The 14369-nt window shown below is 71.4% G+C and carries 13 protein-coding genes; 4 read left to right on the top strand and 9 right to left on the bottom strand.

What is annotated here, in order from left to right:
* Positions 1-114: 114 nt before the first annotated feature.
* Entirely contained in the window at positions 115-291 is a 177-nt protein-coding gene (locus ACIHAD_RS38955) for a hypothetical protein (RefSeq protein WP_397359784.1), read from the bottom strand.
* Positions 292-340: 49 nt separating this feature from the next.
* Positions 341-1255, bottom strand: a complete 915-nt coding sequence (locus ACIHAD_RS38950) for an alpha/beta fold hydrolase (protein ID WP_397359783.1) — start codon at positions 1253-1255, stop codon at positions 341-343.
* Between the two features lie 315 nt (positions 1256-1570).
* Between ACIHAD_RS38950 and ACIHAD_RS38945 the strand changes: the two genes are divergently transcribed.
* The 3 genes from ACIHAD_RS38945 to ACIHAD_RS38935 are packed head-to-tail and all read left to right on the top strand — an operon-like array spanning position 1571 to position 4199.
* Entirely contained in the window at positions 1571-2392 is an 822-nt protein-coding gene (locus tag ACIHAD_RS38945; protein ID WP_397359782.1) for a lysostaphin resistance A-like protein, read from the top strand.
* Positions 2389-3543, top strand: a complete 1155-nt coding sequence (locus ACIHAD_RS38940; RefSeq protein ID WP_397359780.1) for a sensor histidine kinase — start codon at positions 2389-2391, stop codon at positions 3541-3543. The genes ACIHAD_RS38945 and ACIHAD_RS38940 overlap by 4 nt, the downstream gene beginning before the upstream one ends.
* Positions 3540-4199: a response regulator gene (locus ACIHAD_RS38935; RefSeq protein ID WP_397359779.1), complete on the top strand. Its 660-nt coding sequence runs from the start codon at positions 3540-3542 to the stop codon at positions 4197-4199. Before ACIHAD_RS38940 ends, ACIHAD_RS38935 begins: the two co-directional genes overlap by 4 nt.
* A gap of 93 nt (positions 4200-4292) precedes the next feature.
* Here ACIHAD_RS38935 and ACIHAD_RS38930 read toward each other — a convergent pair whose 3' ends face one another.
* The 7 genes from ACIHAD_RS38930 to ACIHAD_RS38900 all read right to left on the bottom strand — a co-directional run bounded on the left by ACIHAD_RS38930 (position 4293) and on the right by ACIHAD_RS38900 (position 11952).
* The gene (locus ACIHAD_RS38930) at positions 4293-5099 is read right to left on the bottom strand and encodes a carbohydrate ABC transporter permease (RefSeq protein WP_397359778.1); all 807 of its coding nucleotides are present in this window, start codon (positions 5097-5099) and stop codon (positions 4293-4295) included.
* Positions 5096-5953, bottom strand: a complete 858-nt coding sequence (locus ACIHAD_RS38925; protein WP_397359777.1) for a carbohydrate ABC transporter permease — start codon at positions 5951-5953, stop codon at positions 5096-5098. Before ACIHAD_RS38925 ends, ACIHAD_RS38930 begins: the two co-directional genes overlap by 4 nt.
* Positions 5950-7188 carry an ABC transporter substrate-binding protein gene (locus ACIHAD_RS38920; protein WP_397359776.1) on the bottom strand — a complete coding sequence of 413 codons (1239 nt, stop codon included), beginning with the start codon at positions 7186-7188 and terminating at the stop codon, positions 5950-5952. Before ACIHAD_RS38920 ends, ACIHAD_RS38925 begins: the two co-directional genes overlap by 4 nt.
* Positions 7182-8207 (bottom strand): beta-N-acetylglucosaminidase domain-containing protein, encoded by a 1026-nt coding sequence (locus ACIHAD_RS38915; protein ID WP_397359775.1) that lies wholly within the window; start codon positions 8205-8207, stop codon positions 7182-7184. Before ACIHAD_RS38915 ends, ACIHAD_RS38920 begins: the two co-directional genes overlap by 7 nt.
* A gap of 222 nt (positions 8208-8429) precedes the next feature.
* Complete coding sequence (locus ACIHAD_RS38910) at positions 8430-9422, bottom strand: N-acetylglucosamine kinase (RefSeq protein ID WP_397359774.1); 993 nt, start codon at positions 9420-9422, stop codon at positions 8430-8432.
* Positions 9419-10642 carry a 6-phospho-beta-glucosidase gene (locus tag ACIHAD_RS38905; protein WP_397359773.1) on the bottom strand — a complete coding sequence of 408 codons (1224 nt, stop codon included), beginning with the start codon at positions 10640-10642 and terminating at the stop codon, positions 9419-9421. The genes ACIHAD_RS38910 and ACIHAD_RS38905 overlap by 4 nt, the downstream gene beginning before the upstream one ends.
* On the bottom strand, positions 10639-11952 hold the full coding sequence (locus tag ACIHAD_RS38900) for an ROK family protein (RefSeq protein WP_397359772.1): 1314 nt from the start codon (positions 11950-11952) through the stop codon (positions 10639-10641). Before ACIHAD_RS38900 ends, ACIHAD_RS38905 begins: the two co-directional genes overlap by 4 nt.
* 85 nt (positions 11953-12037) lie before the next feature.
* Between ACIHAD_RS38900 and ACIHAD_RS38895 the strand changes: the two genes are divergently transcribed.
* Complete coding sequence (locus ACIHAD_RS38895) at positions 12038-14368, top strand: hypothetical protein (RefSeq protein ID WP_397359771.1); 2331 nt, start codon at positions 12038-12040, stop codon at positions 14366-14368.
* Position 14369: the final 1 nt, after the last annotated feature.

Below are 14369 nucleotides of genomic sequence, written 5' to 3'. Positions count from 1 at the left end.
GACTTCCCGGCGCACCGGCGCCCACCCTAACAGGGACGCCGCCACAGATCACAGCGCCGCGGGGCGGCCGGCGTCCGGCCCGAGCGATCTTCACGGTTCGTCCGGCGCGGACCGTCAGGGCTCGTCCTGCCATGGAACCGGTGTGAGCCGGCCCGTCTCCCAGTCCGGGCGCAGGATGCCGTAGGCGACGGACTCGGGCCGGCCGACGTGAAAGGGCCACTCCTCATCGGTGAGGAAGGCGACCGGGTCATCGACATCCTCAGGTGCGAACCTGACGAACACTGCTGTCATGATCCAGCCTTGTACCAGAACCTGGCGGGGGCCGCGATCGCCGCGCAGGTCATCCGCCCTGCGCCTGGCGGGCGGCCTCGGCGGTGACGCGGTCGATGGCCTGGACGGCGACGCCGGGCTGGTCGACGTAGATGTAGTGCTCGCTGTTCGCGGCCGTGCTGAGCTTGCTGCGGCCGGACAGCGCGAGCCACTTGCGCTGGCCCGCGGCCCACGCCCGCTCCAGACGCGGCCCGTACGCGGGCAGGGCCTCCAGGTACGGCTTGCCGTGCCTGATCACCTCTACGGGGATGTCACCGGCGGAGCGGACCTCGCCGTCGGTGACGACGAGCTTCTCCGGGTTCTGCCCCTGGAAGATCGCCAGGTTCTGCGCGCGCAGTTCGGCCGCCGGGCCCTTGGCGGACGCGGGGATCGCCTTCTCGATGTCGCTCATCATGGTGGGCGGGGTGGCGTCCAGCAGGACCAGCCCCTTGATTCTGTCCTGGTGGTCGGGGGCGTACCTGGCGGCGATCAGGCCGCCCAGCGAGTGACCGGCCAGGACGACCGGATCGTCACCGGCGACGCGGTCGAGCACCCCGGTCAGGATCCTGCCGCTGCCGGCGAAGTCCTGCGGGCCGTCCGGCTGGTCGCTCGCGCCCGCGCCGAGCCGGTCGTAGGAGCAGACCCGGTTCTTCTCGCTCAGCGCCTTCTGCAGGGCGGCCATCTTGTCCAGCCCGTCGCCTCCGCCGTGCAGCAGGACGACGACCGGCCTGTCCTTCGCCGGCTCGCCCGAACAGGACACGTTCACCGACCGGCCCGCCACGGAGATCTTCTCGGTGCCGGAGATCGGGGCGGCCTCGGAGGTCGGTGTGGAGGGGGCGAAGGGGTCCCAGTTCTCCATCCGGTCGCCGTCGCAACCGGCGACCCCCGCGCCGAGCCCGACGCAGCACAGCGCGGCCACAACGGGTGTCTTGATCCTGCCGAGCATGAGGTCCTCCAGTGAGAGAGTCGACGCCGGGGTGAGGCGCACGGCGGGTGCGAGCGGAAGAACGCGAACGGAACGCCGTGGCTGCGCTGCAACGCTACGGACCGGGCGGTGTCTGGATCTTCACCGCACAGTGGACATTCACCGGTAGCTCGCGCGGGGGACAAGCGCGGGCCGCGGGGAAGGGCCGCCGTCCCCCGTGCGAGCTACCCGAGAGTGTCCACCGCACGGTGACGATTCCGGACCGCCACATCTCTAGCGTTTCCGGCATTGCGGTGGCCTCCGCCGTGGAGCCGTCCGCCAGATGAGGGAGTCGTCATGCGATTGTTCAAACAGCTCGTGCCTGTCGCGGTGGTCGCCTTCGCCGGCGGCGCGGTCGTGGGCGCGGTGCAGGGGAGCCCGCTGCTCACCCTGCTCCTCGGCCTCGGGACGGCCGTGCTGGCGCTGTTCGTGTACGCCCGCGTGGTGCGGTGGTCCGAGAAGCGCGCGCCGGCGGAGGTGGCGACGCGCGGCGCGTCCCGCGCCCTCGTACGGGGGGCGCTGCTCGGCGCCGCGCTGTTCACGGCCGTCATCGTGAACCTCGCCCTCGTCGGCGGCTACCGGATCGACGGCCTGGGCTCCCCGGCGGGCGCGGCCGGGATGTTCGGCTTCATGGCCGCCGCCGCGGTCACGGAGGAGCTGCTCTTCCGCGGCATCCTGTTCCGGATCGCCGAGGAACGCATGGGGACCTGGCTCGCGCTCGTGCTGACCGGCCTGCTGTTCGGCCTGTCGCACCTGTTCAACCCGCACGCCGACCTGTGGGGCGCGGTCGCCGTCGCGATCGAGGCGGGTGGCATGCTCGCCGCCGCCTACGCCGCCACCCGTACCCTGTGGGTGCCGATCGGCGTGCACTTCGGGTGGAACTTCGCGGCGGCCGGCATCTTCAGCGCCGAGGTCTCGGGCAACGGCGCGACGCAGGGATTGCTGCACGGTGTGACGTCGGGCCCGGCCCTGCTCACGGGCGGCGCGTTCGGTCCCGAGGCGAGCCCGTACGCGGTCGTGGCCGGTCTGCTGCTGATGGCCGGGTTCATGTGGCTGGCCCGCCGCCGTGGCACCGTGGTCCCGTTCCGGCGCGGCACGAGCGCTACGCTCACCCGATGATCGATCTGCGGCGTGCCACGGACCTGTGGCGGCGGTGCGACGTCGTCGTCCGGGACTTACTGTTCGGCCTGCTGCTGGCCGTCGCGTCCCTCCTGCCGGCGCTCCACGGCAAGGGGACGCAGGTCGGCGACCTGCCGGCCCGCCCCTTGGACGCGGTGGCGTACGCGGTGATCGCCCTGGAGTGCCTGCCGCTCGCCGTCCGCCGGCGGTGGCCGGCCGTGTGCCTGGCCCTGGTGTCGCTCGGTTTCACCCTTGACCAGCTGCGCGCCTACCACGTGCTGGCGAGCAACGTGCTGCCCATCGCGCTGATCAGCGCGGGCGCCCACCTGGAGCGCCACCGGCGCGTCACCGTGGTCCTGCTGTCGGTGGCGTACGTGCCGCTCGCGTTCGCGCTCACCCGGCTCGGCGCGCCCGAGAAGGCGGAGGGGTACGTGGTGTTCTACCTGGCACTCGTCCTCGCCTGGGGCATCGGCGCGTGGCTGCGGTCCACCCGCGCAGCCGAGGCGGAGCGCCGCCGCCACCTCGCCGAGGCCACCCGCGCCGCCGAACGCACCCGGATCGCCCGCGAGCTGCACGACGTCGTGACGCATCACGTGACGGCGATGGTGGTGCAGGCCGAGGCCGCCCGCTACCTGACCGCCGTCCCCGAGCGTCTCGACGCGACGCTGAGCGCCGTCACCGACACCGGCCGGCGGGCCATCGCCGACCTGCGGCACATGCTCGACCTGCTCAAGGCCGACCATGACACCGACGTCGGCCTGCCGTCCGCCGGCGAGCTCCACACCCTCGTGGAGCAGACCCGCCGGGCCGGGCAGCCGGTGGAGTTCGCCGAGGGGGGCAGCTGGGCGGAATCGGCGGGCAGCGCCGAGTTCGTCACCTATAGGGTCGTGCAGGAAGCCCTGACGAACGCCCTCAAACACGCCCATGGCAGCCCGACCGTGGTCGAGGTGCGCTACGGCGAGAAGGAGATCAGCGTGGTGGTCAGCACCGACGGCACCGGCTCCCGGGCCGCCTCCCCGGGTGGGAGCGGGCGGGGCCTGGCCGGGCTGCGCGAGCGGGTGGAGGCCCTGGGCGGCGAGTTCGGCGCCGACCGGCAGGCGGGCGGCGGCTTCGTGGTACGGGCCCGCATCCCCGCGGGCAACCCGTCGTGAACGCGCCCGTCCGGGTGCTGGTCTGCGACGACCAGGCGCTGATCCGCACCGGCTTCGCGACGATCATCGACGCCCAGCCGGACCTGGAGGTGGTGGGGGAGTGCGGCGACGGCCGCGCCGCGGTGGACCTCGCCGGCCGGCTGAGCCCCGACATCGTCGTCATGGACGTGCGCATGCCGGTGCTCGGCGGCATCGAGGCCACCCGCCTGCTGGCCGGCGCGGGGGTCGCGAACCCGGTCAAGGTGCTCGTGGTGACGACGTTCAACCTCGACGAGTACGTCTACGAGGCGCTGCGCGCGGGGGCCAGCGGATTCCTGCTCAAGGACGCCCCGCCGGCGCAGCTCCTGCAGGGCATCCGCACCGTCGCCTCGGGCGCGGCGCTGCTGGCCCCCGAGGTGACGCGGCAGCTCGTCGGCCGGTACGCGGCCCGCATCCGCCCCGCCCCGGCCGCGTCCGAGGACACCGTGCTGACCCCGCGCGAGCTGGAGGTGCTGCGTCTCATCGCCGACGGCCGGTCCAACAGCGAGATCGCCGCCACGCTGGTGATCAGCCAGGAGACCGTCAAGACGTACGTGTCACGCATCCTGACCAAGCTCGACCTGCGTGACCGCGTACAGGCGGTGGTCTACGCCTACCGCAGGGGCCTGGTGACCTGAGGGCCAACGCGCCGGACCCCGAGGCGCGTCCCGACGGCTCGTACGGCCGGCCGGCGCCCGAACCGGCCCGGCCGTACGAGAACTGCGGCGAAGCTACTTCAGGCTCCCCGCGGTGATGCCGCTCACCACCTGACGGTTGAACACCACGTACACGGCGATCATCGGCAGCGTGATGATCGACAGGGCCGAGAACAGCAGCCCGTAGTCGGTGACGTACCGGCTGGAGAAGGCCAGTAGACCGGTCGGGATCGTCTTGAGCGAGTCGTCCTGGATGTAGAGCAGGGCCAGCAGGAACTCGTTCCAGCACGACAGTGCCGAGAACACCGCCACCGTGGCCAGCCCCGGCCGCAGCAACGGCAGTGCGATCAGCAGGTAGACCCGCAGGTCGGAGGCGCCGTCGATGTGCGCGGCCTCGAACAGCTCGCGTGGCAGCGCGTCCAGGTACACCTTGATCAGGTACGTGGCCAGCGGCAGCCCCATGGCCGTGTACGGGATGATCAACGCCCATCGGGTGTCGCTCAGCGCCAGCTCGGTGAACATCGTGCTCTGGGCGATGAAGTACGACTGCAGCGGCAGCAGCAGCCCGAGTGCCAGCAGGCCCATCAGCAGCCCGCGCCCGCGGAACTCGAAGCGGCTGAACGCGAACGCCGCCGCCGACGACAGCGCCAGGATCAGCAGCACCGACACCGAGGTCACGATCACGCTGTTGAGCGCGTACCCGCCGATGCCGCCGACCTCCCACGCCTCGGCCCAGCGGCCGAAGTCCAGCGCCTCGGGCAGGGCGAACGGGTCGGCGAAGATCTGCGCGTTGGACTTGAAGCTGGAGGCGACCATCCACAACAGCGGCAGGAAGAACGCCGCCGAGACCACGGCCAGCAGCACGGTCGAGAGCCTTCTCATCGGGCGGTCCTCCTGCGCAGGCGCATGAAGGCCAGCCCGATGAGCACGACGGCCGCGGTCATCAGCACCGCCATGGCGGAGCCGTACCCGACCTCGCCGTCGCGGAAGACGACGCGGGTCAGGTAGGTGGTGGGGATCTCCGTCGCGTTGTACGGCCCGCCGCCCGTCATGACGTAGAACAGGTCGAACGTCTGGAATCCGCCCGTGATGCAGAGCAGCAGGCAGACCTCGACCGCGTCCCTGATCATCGGCACCTTGATCCGGCGGAAGATGGCCGGCTCACCGGCGCCGTCGAGGCGGGCGGCCTCGATGACGTCCGACGGGATCTGGGCGAAGGCCGCGTAGAAGATCGCCATGTAGAACCCGGCGTACACCCAGCCGGAGACCGCGCAGACGGCCAGCAGCGCTGTGCTCTCGTCGCCCAGCCAGACCTTGCCCGGCAGGCCGACGAGCTCCAGCAGGGCGTTGACCAGGCCGAAGTCGGCGTTGTAGACGAACGCCCACAGCACGGCCACGACCACCATCGGCAGCATGACCGGCGTGAACAGCGCCACGCGGAACCAGGGCGCCCCGCCGCGCCGGGTGACCAGGAGCCCCGCCAGGACGAGCCCGACGGCGACCTCCACGACGATGGTCACCAGGATGTAGACACCGACATGAACAAACGAGTCCAGAAATATCGTGTCCTGGGCTGCTCTGAGGAAATTGTCGAAGCCGACGAACGTCATCGGCCCGAAGCCGGTCCATTCGGTCAGGCTGAACGCCCCGGTCGCCAGCGCGGGCGCGAGCACCGCGAAGCCGAACACCAGCAGCGCCGGGGCGGCGAACAGGTACGGCGTGAGCTTGCGTCTCATCCCGCGACGGCCAGCGCTTCCTTGGGAGACTTCGCCCCGCCGAGCACCGCGGCCAGAGCACGATAGAGCGCGTCGGCGCGCTTGAGGTCATAGCCGGTGTCCGGCGGGGAGACCACCGTCCTGGCGTCGGCCAGCAGGTCGTTGAGCCGGGTGGTGCGCGCGTCGACCTGCTCGGCGCCCTCCGCCCTGGCCTGGGGCACGGTGCCCGCCTTGACGAACGCGGCGGCGTTGGCCGGCGAGTTCAGCAGCGCCAGGAACTCGGCCGACTCCTTGACCTTCCTGCTCCTGGCGTTGATCACGTAGCCGGTGACGACGCCGATCACGCTGTCCTGGTCGCCCGCGCCACCGGTCATCGCCGGCAGGTTGACGTAGTCGAACTCCAGCTTGGGCGCCTCGTCCAGGGCCCAGCTGACCAGCCACGAACCGATCGGGTGCATGGCGGCCTTGCCCTGGAAGAACAGCTGCGCGCCCTCGTTGTCGTTGGCGGCGTTGGCGCTCTTGTTGACGCATTTGTGGTCGCGGAGCTGGGCCACGTAGCCGAGCGCGCGTTCCCAGTCGGGGTCGGCCATGGGTGCCTTGCCCGACAGCACGTCCTGGTAGGACTGCTCGCCGACGACCCGGGAGACCAGGTGGGACAGCCAGTTGCCGGCCGCCCACAGGTCCTTGTTGCCCGAGGCGATCGGAGTGACGCCCTTGGCGTTGAGCGTGTCGCAGGCCGTGAGGAGTTCCTCGAACGTCTTGGGCGGCTGCACACCGGCGTCGGCCAGGATCCTGGTGTTGTACCAGAGGACGTTGGTCACATCGGCCGCGAAGGGCACCATGACCGTCTTGCCGTCGATCGTGGTGCGCTTGTATGCCTCGTCCGGGATGAGGCCCTTGAGGGGGCCTCCGGTGACCTGGGCGGAGATGTCGGCCGCGAAGCCGTCCTTGACCCGGGTGCGCAGCCGGTCGCCCGCCCACTCGAAGTAGATGTCGGGCGCCTGACGGCCGTTGAGCAGGTTCTGCAGGCCGATGCTCTGGTAGAGGTCGTCCTCCTGGAAGTTGAGCTCGACCTTGGCGCCCGGGTGCGCCTTCTCGTACTGGGCCGCGACGTCCTTCCAGACCTTGATCTGCTCCTCGCCGGGGGAGCTCATCGCGATCCGTAACACCTTGTCGGTGGCCGGGCTCTGCCCGCCGCCACCGCAGGCCGACACCAGCAACACCAGGGCGAGCGCCCCGGCCGTCCTGTTCACCATGGGAACTCCTCGAGACAGTCGCCGAACACCCGCTTGCGGGCGCGGCGACGGGGGTGCGGTCGTAAGTCCTGACGAGCGGCGGCCAGCAGCGCCAGCGCGCCCCGCTCGAACTCCTCCAGCCAGGGCCGGGCCTCCTCCACCAGCGCGCGCCGCCGCACCGGCCCGCGCAGCAGGTGCTCGGCCGCGTCCAGCAGCTCTTTCGCGTGTACGGCGAGCAGCCGGTCGGCCGCCGCGGCGTCACCGGACTCGCGCGCGAACGCCCGCTGCTCCAGCACCCCCGTGAGCCTGGGCGCGTCGTGCGGTTCCAGGCAGGAGCCGCGCACGTTGTCGGCGAAGACCCGGTAGGCGGCCAGATCCGGGCCGTCGCCGACGACGTCGGCCAGCGCCCGCTCCCAGCTCTCGTGCGGGTCGTAGCCCGTGCGGGTGACGGCTGCGGCGTCGGCCAGGTCGATGGTGGGGGAGCAGATGCTCCGGCCGGTCCAGAACAGGTCGATCCGGGCGTCGATCAGGCCCAGGGCCCGTAGGTACGGGTCGTCGCCGGTGCCGCAGTAGACGGTGGGGCAGACCGTCAGCCGTCCGGTGCGCGCGAAGACGGCGTCGATGAGCGCGACCTGGGCCTCGGCGAGGTCGTCGAAGGCGCTGACGTCCTCGGGGTGCCGCAGCCGCATGGGGATGTCGTCGAGCAGCAGCCCCACTCCGGCGGCCCCGGCCTCCATGGCCCACCCGAACGCGGCGCACAGGGTCTGGACGTCCTTGGTGTCGGAGTAGCGCAGCGACAGGCCGGGGGAGAGGCAGTAGATGACGTCGACGCCCGCCTGCCTGCCCCGTACGGCGAGCTCGGCGAGCCCCCGGGTGCCGGCTTCCCGCCACGAGGGCCGGTCGGCCTTCGGTGCGTACACGTAGGTGTTCATGCCTCGCTCGCCGAGGAAGCCGAGCAGGTCGAGCCGCTGCTCGTGACTCCATGGACGCCCGTAGAACCCTTCGATGACTCCACGGACGGCAAAGCCTGCTGACTTCATGAAGACAGTAAAGAGTCTTTATTCCATCTAGGCAAGAGTCTTTACCAGAACTCCCGGAAATTGGGATGACCAGATCGTCCTGTACGCAGTCTGCCGCCACACCACCCCCGACGGCCAGGGCACACCGCAGCAAAAGGGGCGAACGGGGGGTTCGGCCGCGAAAGGTCCCAACCACCCCGTACTACATGAACCTCGCCGTCACCGAACTCAAGCGGGAGGTGGTCACAGGAACGACGGCCGCCGGGTGGCGAATCCGGCTCTGAGCCGCCGTTCCACCGCCTCGGACGTCCCCCCGAGGCGGTCCAGCCCATGCAGCGCCGACCCCACGATCGGCGGCGCGTCCAGCACCCGGACATCCACCCCGGGCAACCCCTTGCCGATCCGGGCCATCAACCGGGCGTCCCGGCCGGTCAGCACCCCGCCCCCGAGCACGACGGGCACGCTGACCCCGTCCCAGTCCAGCCGCCCGATCGCCGCGCCGGCCCAGGCGGCGACCTCGTCGCCCAGCCGCTCCACCAGCGAGACGGCGACGGCGTCCCCCCGTCCCGCGACCTCGAAGAGCACCGGCACCAGTTCGTGCAGCCGTTCCTCAGGCAGGTGCCCGAGGTGGAACCCCACGCACACCGAGGCGACGTCCGCCATGCCGTACCGCCTGGCGACGGCCTCGCGCAGCAGGGTGCGCGGTCCGCGTCCGTCCTCGTCGCGGACGGCCCACCACAGCACCTCCTCGCCCAGCCACTCGCCGCCGCCCCAGTCGCCCGAGCGCCGTCCCAGCGCCGGCCATCGCGCGACCCGCCCGTCGGGGCCACGCGCGACGCAGTTCATCCCCCCGCCGCACACGACCGCCACGCCGTACGGCACGTCCACGCCCGCGCGCAGGATCGCGAAGGTGTCGTTGTCCACGGTGACCGCGGGGGCCCACTTCTGCGCTTCGACGGCCCTCTGCAGAATCTCCTGCTCGATCGGCAGGTCACAGTGCGCCAGGAACGCCGACACCCGCTGAGCTTCCGGCTTTCTCGCCGGGTTCAGGCCCGCCTGGCGTACGGCTGCCGCCACAAGGTCGGCGAGCAGCCCGATCGCGGCGGGAAGTTTCGCCCCGTGCGGCTGGAAGCCGCCGCCGCGCACCCAGGCGAGCAGCTCGCCCGAGCCGGCGACCAGCGCCACGTCGGTCTTACTGTTTCCCGCGTCGATCGCCAGAACCGCGGGTCCGGTCATGAGGCCCAGGCCTGGTGGGCCGCGAGCAGGCGGTCGGCGAGCCCCTGCGCGAGGTCGTACTGCCCGACCAGCGGATGCGCCAGCAACGCCGCCTCCACGTGCGCCCGATCAGGGCGTAACGCGGCCCGCACCGCCAGCTCCTCGTACGCGCTGACGTGCGCGATCAGCCCGGCCTGCAAAGGGTCCACCTCGGGCACGGCAAGCGGCACGGCCCCGGCGGCGGTGATCCGCGACGGCGCCTCGATCACCGCGGACGCCGGCAAGAACGGCAGGGTCCCGTCATTGCGGACGTTGACCACCTGGACGTCCCCCCGATCGGCGAGCAGCGAGGAGAGCAGATCGACCGCGGCCGTCGAGTAGTGCGCGCCGCCGCGCTGCTCCAGGAGCTCCGGCTTGTCGTTCAGCGACGGGTACATCGCCAGCAGCCGCCGCTCCAGCTCCAGCACTTCCTGCGCGCGCGTCGGACGCCCGAGTTGCTCGGCCACCACCTGGTCGTGCGCGTAGTAGAAGCGCAGGTAGTAGGAGGGCACGACGCCCAGAGCGGTGATCAGCTCGGTGGGCAGCTCGCACTCCCCGGCCAGCTCGGCGACGTGCCGCTCGATCAGTCCGGGCAGCACGTCCACCCCGTCCACCCATGCGGAACGCTCCCACGACAGGTGATTGAGCCCGACATGTCCCAGCGTGAGCTCCGACGGCGCGCATCCGTGCAGCCGGGCGAAGAGCCGCTGGAACCCGATGGCCACGTTGCACAGCCCGACGGCACGGTGACCGGCGTCGAGCAGGGCACGGGTGACGAGGCCGACGGGGTTCGTGAAGTCGATCAACCAGGCGTCGGGGGCGAGGACGCGGACCCGTTCGGCGATGCGGAGCACTTCGGGGATGGTCCGCAGGGCTTTGGCCAGGCCGCCCGCGCCCGTGGTCTCCTGGCCGACGCAGCCGCACTCCAGCGGCCAGGTCTCGTCACCGTGCCGCGCGCGTTGCCCGCCGACCCGCAGTTGCAGCAGCACGGCGTCGGCGCCTTCGACGGCGTCGTCGAGGCGCCTGGTGAGCCTGACGCGGCCCGTCCTGCCGCGCAGCATCCGGGTGGCGAGGCCGCCGACGATGTCGAGGCGTTCTCTGTCGGGGTCCATGAGGACGAGTTCGTCGAGCTCCAGCTCGGCGAGGCCCCCGGCGAGCTCGGGCGTGTACGTGGAGCCGCCCCCGACGACGGTGACCTTCATCGCCCCTCCGTCCCGGAACCTGTGACGATGGCCTTCGCCGTGCCGGAACCCGTGGCAGAGCCCTTCGCCGTGCCGGAACCCGCGGCGGTGGCCTTCGCCGTGCCGGACCCCTTGGCCGCGGCCGAGATGCGGCGGGTGGCGACGGACTCCCTGAGCAGGCGGGTGCCGTGCGCCAGGCCGCCGGTCAGCACGGGGGCGTTGCCGAGCGCCGAGATCTCGACGTCCGGCGGGTGCCGCAGCATGCCCGCCAGCGCGGCGTTGATCTCGGGCAGGATGCTCTCGCAGGCCAGCCCGATGCCACCGCCGAGCACGACCAGCTCGACGTCGACGACCCGGGAGACGGTGGCGATCCGCAACGCGATCCGCCGGGCCTCCTCGGCGACGATGGCCGAGGCCAGCCCGTCTCCCCGGGAGGCGGCGGCGAAGATGGCCTCCGGCGTGGCGTCGAGCCGCAGCACGGTGTCACCGTCACGCAGGCCCGCGGCGATCCAGGCGCGAGCCAGGTTCATCAGGGCGTCCCCGGAGGGGCTGTCGGGCAGCTCGTCCTCCCCGGGCGCGGGATCGTCGACCTCGCCCGCCGCCCCGCGGTGCCCCCGATGCGCCCGGTTCCCCAGGATCAGCCCGGCCCCGACGCCGGCGCCGATGGAGAGGAACGCGAAGTCGGCGATGCCCCGCCCGGCCCCGAGCGCGTGCTCGCCGATGACCGCCAGGTTGGCGTCGGTCTCGACCTCGGCGGGCACTCCCAGCGCGGCCTCCAGCCCGGTCCGGATCGCCATGCCCTCCAGCGCGGGCCGGTTGCTCTGCCGGATGACCCCTTCCTCGGGATCCACGACGCCCGGCACCCCGGCCGCGACCAGCTCGATCCCCCCGCCTTCCGCCGTCAGGCCCCCCGCGCCCCCACCCGAGAGCCCCCCAGGGGCCAGGGCGTCGCGGACGGCCACGGCGGCGCGCAGGATCGTCGCCGGATGGGAGTCGTCGATGCGTTCGTCGTGCCTGGCCAGCATCGTGCCGCTCAGGTCGCACAGCGCGCCGCGGACGAAACGGGTGCCGATGTCCAGGGCCAGGACGTGGGCCAACGAGTGCACCGGCTCGAAGTAGACCGCGCCGTAATGCATCTCGCCCGGTGGTTCGGCCTGGCGGACCAGGCCGGCGGACACCAGGAGGTCGAGGGCGTTGGCCACGGTCGGCTTGGTCATGCCGGTGCGGCGGCTCACCTCGGCCCGCGAGATCGGCGGGTCGGCCCGGATGGCCTCCAGGACCACGGAGGCGTTGATCTCGCGCAGGGTGGTGAGCGTCGCATGCTGGGACATGACGCGAATTCTAGTAAAGACTCTTGCCCGAATGCAATAAAGACTCTTTACTGTATCTCGCAGCCCCCTGATCCGGAGGAACCCCATGGCACGACTCCACAACCTCCTGCTCGCCGCGGCCGTCACGCTCTCCCTCGGACCGGCCGCCACGGCCGTGCCCGCGGAGGCCGCCACGGTCGTCGATCCCTTCGTCCTCCAGGTCGGCGCCACGCTGCCCGCCCTGCAAGGCAGGATCGCCGCACTGGCCGCCGGCCCCGGCGGCGTGGTCGCCGCCGCCCACGACAAGGGCCTCGCCCTGTACGCCGCGGGCGCCTGGACCTCCCTGTCCGCCACGGCCGCCTACAAGGTCGTCTGGCGCGGCGACGACCTCGTCGCCCTCACCGCCAACGGCCTGCTGACGATCAGGAACGCGGCGAAGGACTCCGCCCCGAAGGCGGGGGAGGGCGAGCCGGCCGACGCCGCCAAGGGAGCGGCCGACCGGCTTCCGTCCGGGGTCGACCCGGCCACGGCCCTGCTGGTCGGCGGCGACGACCTGATCCTCGTCCACGGCGACCGCCTCTACCGCAAGGGCCCCGGCGGCTCGTGGCGCCCCGACCGGCTCCCCGGCCAGGCCACCGCCGTGGCGCGCGCCAGGTCCGGCGCCATCGCCGTCGCCACCGCCACCGCCGTCTTCGAGCAGACCGGCCGGTCGTGGACCCAGATCTCGCCCGCCGTCGGCACCACCCACCTGGCCTACGACTCCAAGGGCCGCCTCTGGCTGGCCGGCGCCACCGGCCTCGGGCTCAGGGACGGCGCCACGCTCAAGCAGTACGGCCCCGCCGAAGGTCTGCCCATGCTCGGCTTCACCGCGATCGCCCCCGGCGCCGGCGGCGACGTCTGGCTCGGCACGGCCAAGGGCGCCGTGCACTTCGACGGCACCACCTGGGAGTACCGCCAGGGCCGCCGCTGGCTGCCGGACGACGCGGTCGCCGCCATCGCCGTGGACGGGAACGCCAACGCCTACTTCGGCACCGCCACGGCCGCCGGCGTCATCGAGGCCCGCCGGACGACGCTGGCGGAGAAGGCGGCCGTCTACGAGCAGGCCATCCAGGCCAGGCACAAGCGCACCCCGTACGGCTTCGTCGAGGGCATCGGGCTGGCCAAGCCGGGCGATCTGACCCAGTACGGCCAGGGCGCCAGCGACAACGACGGCCTCTGGACAGGCATGTACGGCGCCGCCGAGGTGTTCAAGTACGCCGCCACCAAGGACGCCACGGCCAAGGCCAACGCGCGGAAGGCGTTCGAGGCCCTGAAGTTCCTCGGCGACGTCACCCAGAGCGGCACCAACCCGGCGCCCAAGGGCTTCATCGCCCGCACGATCCTGGAGACCACGGCCACCGACCCCAACATCAAGGACAACGAGCAGCACGACCGCGACAAGCAGAAGGGCGACGCGTACTGGAAGATCCTGGTCCCGCGCTGGCCCAAGAGCGCCGACGGCAAGTGGTTCTGGAAGACCGACGCCAGCTCCGACGAACTGGTCGGCCACTACTTCCTCTACGCGCTCTACTACGACCTGGTCGCGACCGGAGCGGAGAAGGACGAGGTCGCGGGCGTCGTCACCCGGCTCACCGACCACCTGATCGACCACGACTTCTCCCTGGTCGACCATGACGGCAAGCCCACCCGCTGGGGCTTCTTCAACCCGAAGGAGCTCAACGGCAACCCGTGGCGGAGGGAGGAACGCGGCCTCAACAGCCAGACGATCATCACCTTCCTCACGATCGCCGAGCACGTCGCGAAGGACCCGCAGAAATACGCGCAGGCCAAGGCCAAGCTCATCGACGAACACGGCTACGACCTGAACACCCAGGTGCCCAAGGTCACCGCGGGGGTCGGCGGCGGCAACCAGTCCGACGACGAGATGGCCTTCATGAACTACTACCACCTGCTCCGCTACGAGAAGGACGCCGGCCTCAAGGCCACCTGGGCCCGCTCCCTCTACGACTACTGGCAGTTGGAGCAGTACGAGCTCAACCCGTTCTTCAACTTCATCGCCGGCGTCACCCTGAAGGACCAGGTCTGGACCGACGCCTACGGCCCGTTCCCGCTGGAGATGAACGGCCCCTGGATCCAGCAGTCGATCGACACCCTCAAGCGCTTCCCGATCAACATGATCGACTGGAAGCAGAGCAACAGCCAGCGCCTCGACATCGTCAACCTCAGCCAGCACATCCGCCCGGACGCCGACCCCAAGAAGCTCGGCATGCTGCGCAGCGGCACCGTGCTGCCGATCGACGAGCGGGTGATCAGCCACTGGAACCACGACCCGTACAAGCTGGACCAGGGCGGTGACGGTTACGGCGAGAACGACGGAACGTCGTACCTGCTCCCGTACTGGATGGGCCGGTACCACGACTTCATCACCGAGAAGTAAC

This window comes from Nonomuraea sp. NPDC052265, assembly GCF_044547985.1.
Lineage (GTDB): Bacteria > Actinomycetota > Actinomycetes > Streptosporangiales > Streptosporangiaceae > Nonomuraea.
This window is presented reverse-complemented; position numbering and strand designations above follow the sequence as displayed.

Excerpts from the sequence above, each read along its gene's own strand:
- ACIHAD_RS38910 (WP_397359774.1), bottom strand. The coding sequence starts at position 9,422 with ATGACCGGACCCGCGGTTCTGGCGATCGACGCGGGAAACAGTAAGACC.
- ACIHAD_RS38955 (WP_397359784.1), bottom strand. The coding sequence starts at position 291 with ATGACAGCAGTGTTCGTCAGGTTCGCACCTGAGGATGTCGATGACCCG.
- ACIHAD_RS38915 (WP_397359775.1), bottom strand. The coding sequence starts at position 8,207 with ATGAAGTCAGCAGGCTTTGCCGTCCGTGGAGTCATCGAAGGGTTCTAC.
- ACIHAD_RS38940 (WP_397359780.1), top strand. The coding sequence starts at position 2,389 with ATGATCGATCTGCGGCGTGCCACGGACCTGTGGCGGCGGTGCGACGTC.
- ACIHAD_RS38895 (WP_397359771.1), top strand. The coding sequence starts at position 12,038 with ATGGCACGACTCCACAACCTCCTGCTCGCCGCGGCCGTCACGCTCTCC.
- ACIHAD_RS38905 (WP_397359773.1), bottom strand. The coding sequence starts at position 10,642 with ATGAAGGTCACCGTCGTCGGGGGCGGCTCCACGTACACGCCCGAGCTC.
- ACIHAD_RS38930 (WP_397359778.1), bottom strand. The coding sequence starts at position 5,099 with ATGAGAAGGCTCTCGACCGTGCTGCTGGCCGTGGTCTCGGCGGCGTTC.
- ACIHAD_RS38950 (WP_397359783.1), bottom strand. The coding sequence starts at position 1,255 with ATGCTCGGCAGGATCAAGACACCCGTTGTGGCCGCGCTGTGCTGCGTC.
- ACIHAD_RS38945 (WP_397359782.1), top strand. The coding sequence starts at position 1,571 with ATGCGATTGTTCAAACAGCTCGTGCCTGTCGCGGTGGTCGCCTTCGCC.
- ACIHAD_RS38900 (WP_397359772.1), bottom strand. The coding sequence starts at position 11,952 with ATGTCCCAGCATGCGACGCTCACCACCCTGCGCGAGATCAACGCCTCC.
- ACIHAD_RS38920 (WP_397359776.1), bottom strand. The coding sequence starts at position 7,188 with ATGGTGAACAGGACGGCCGGGGCGCTCGCCCTGGTGTTGCTGGTGTCG.
- ACIHAD_RS38925 (WP_397359777.1), bottom strand. The coding sequence starts at position 5,953 with ATGAGACGCAAGCTCACGCCGTACCTGTTCGCCGCCCCGGCGCTGCTG.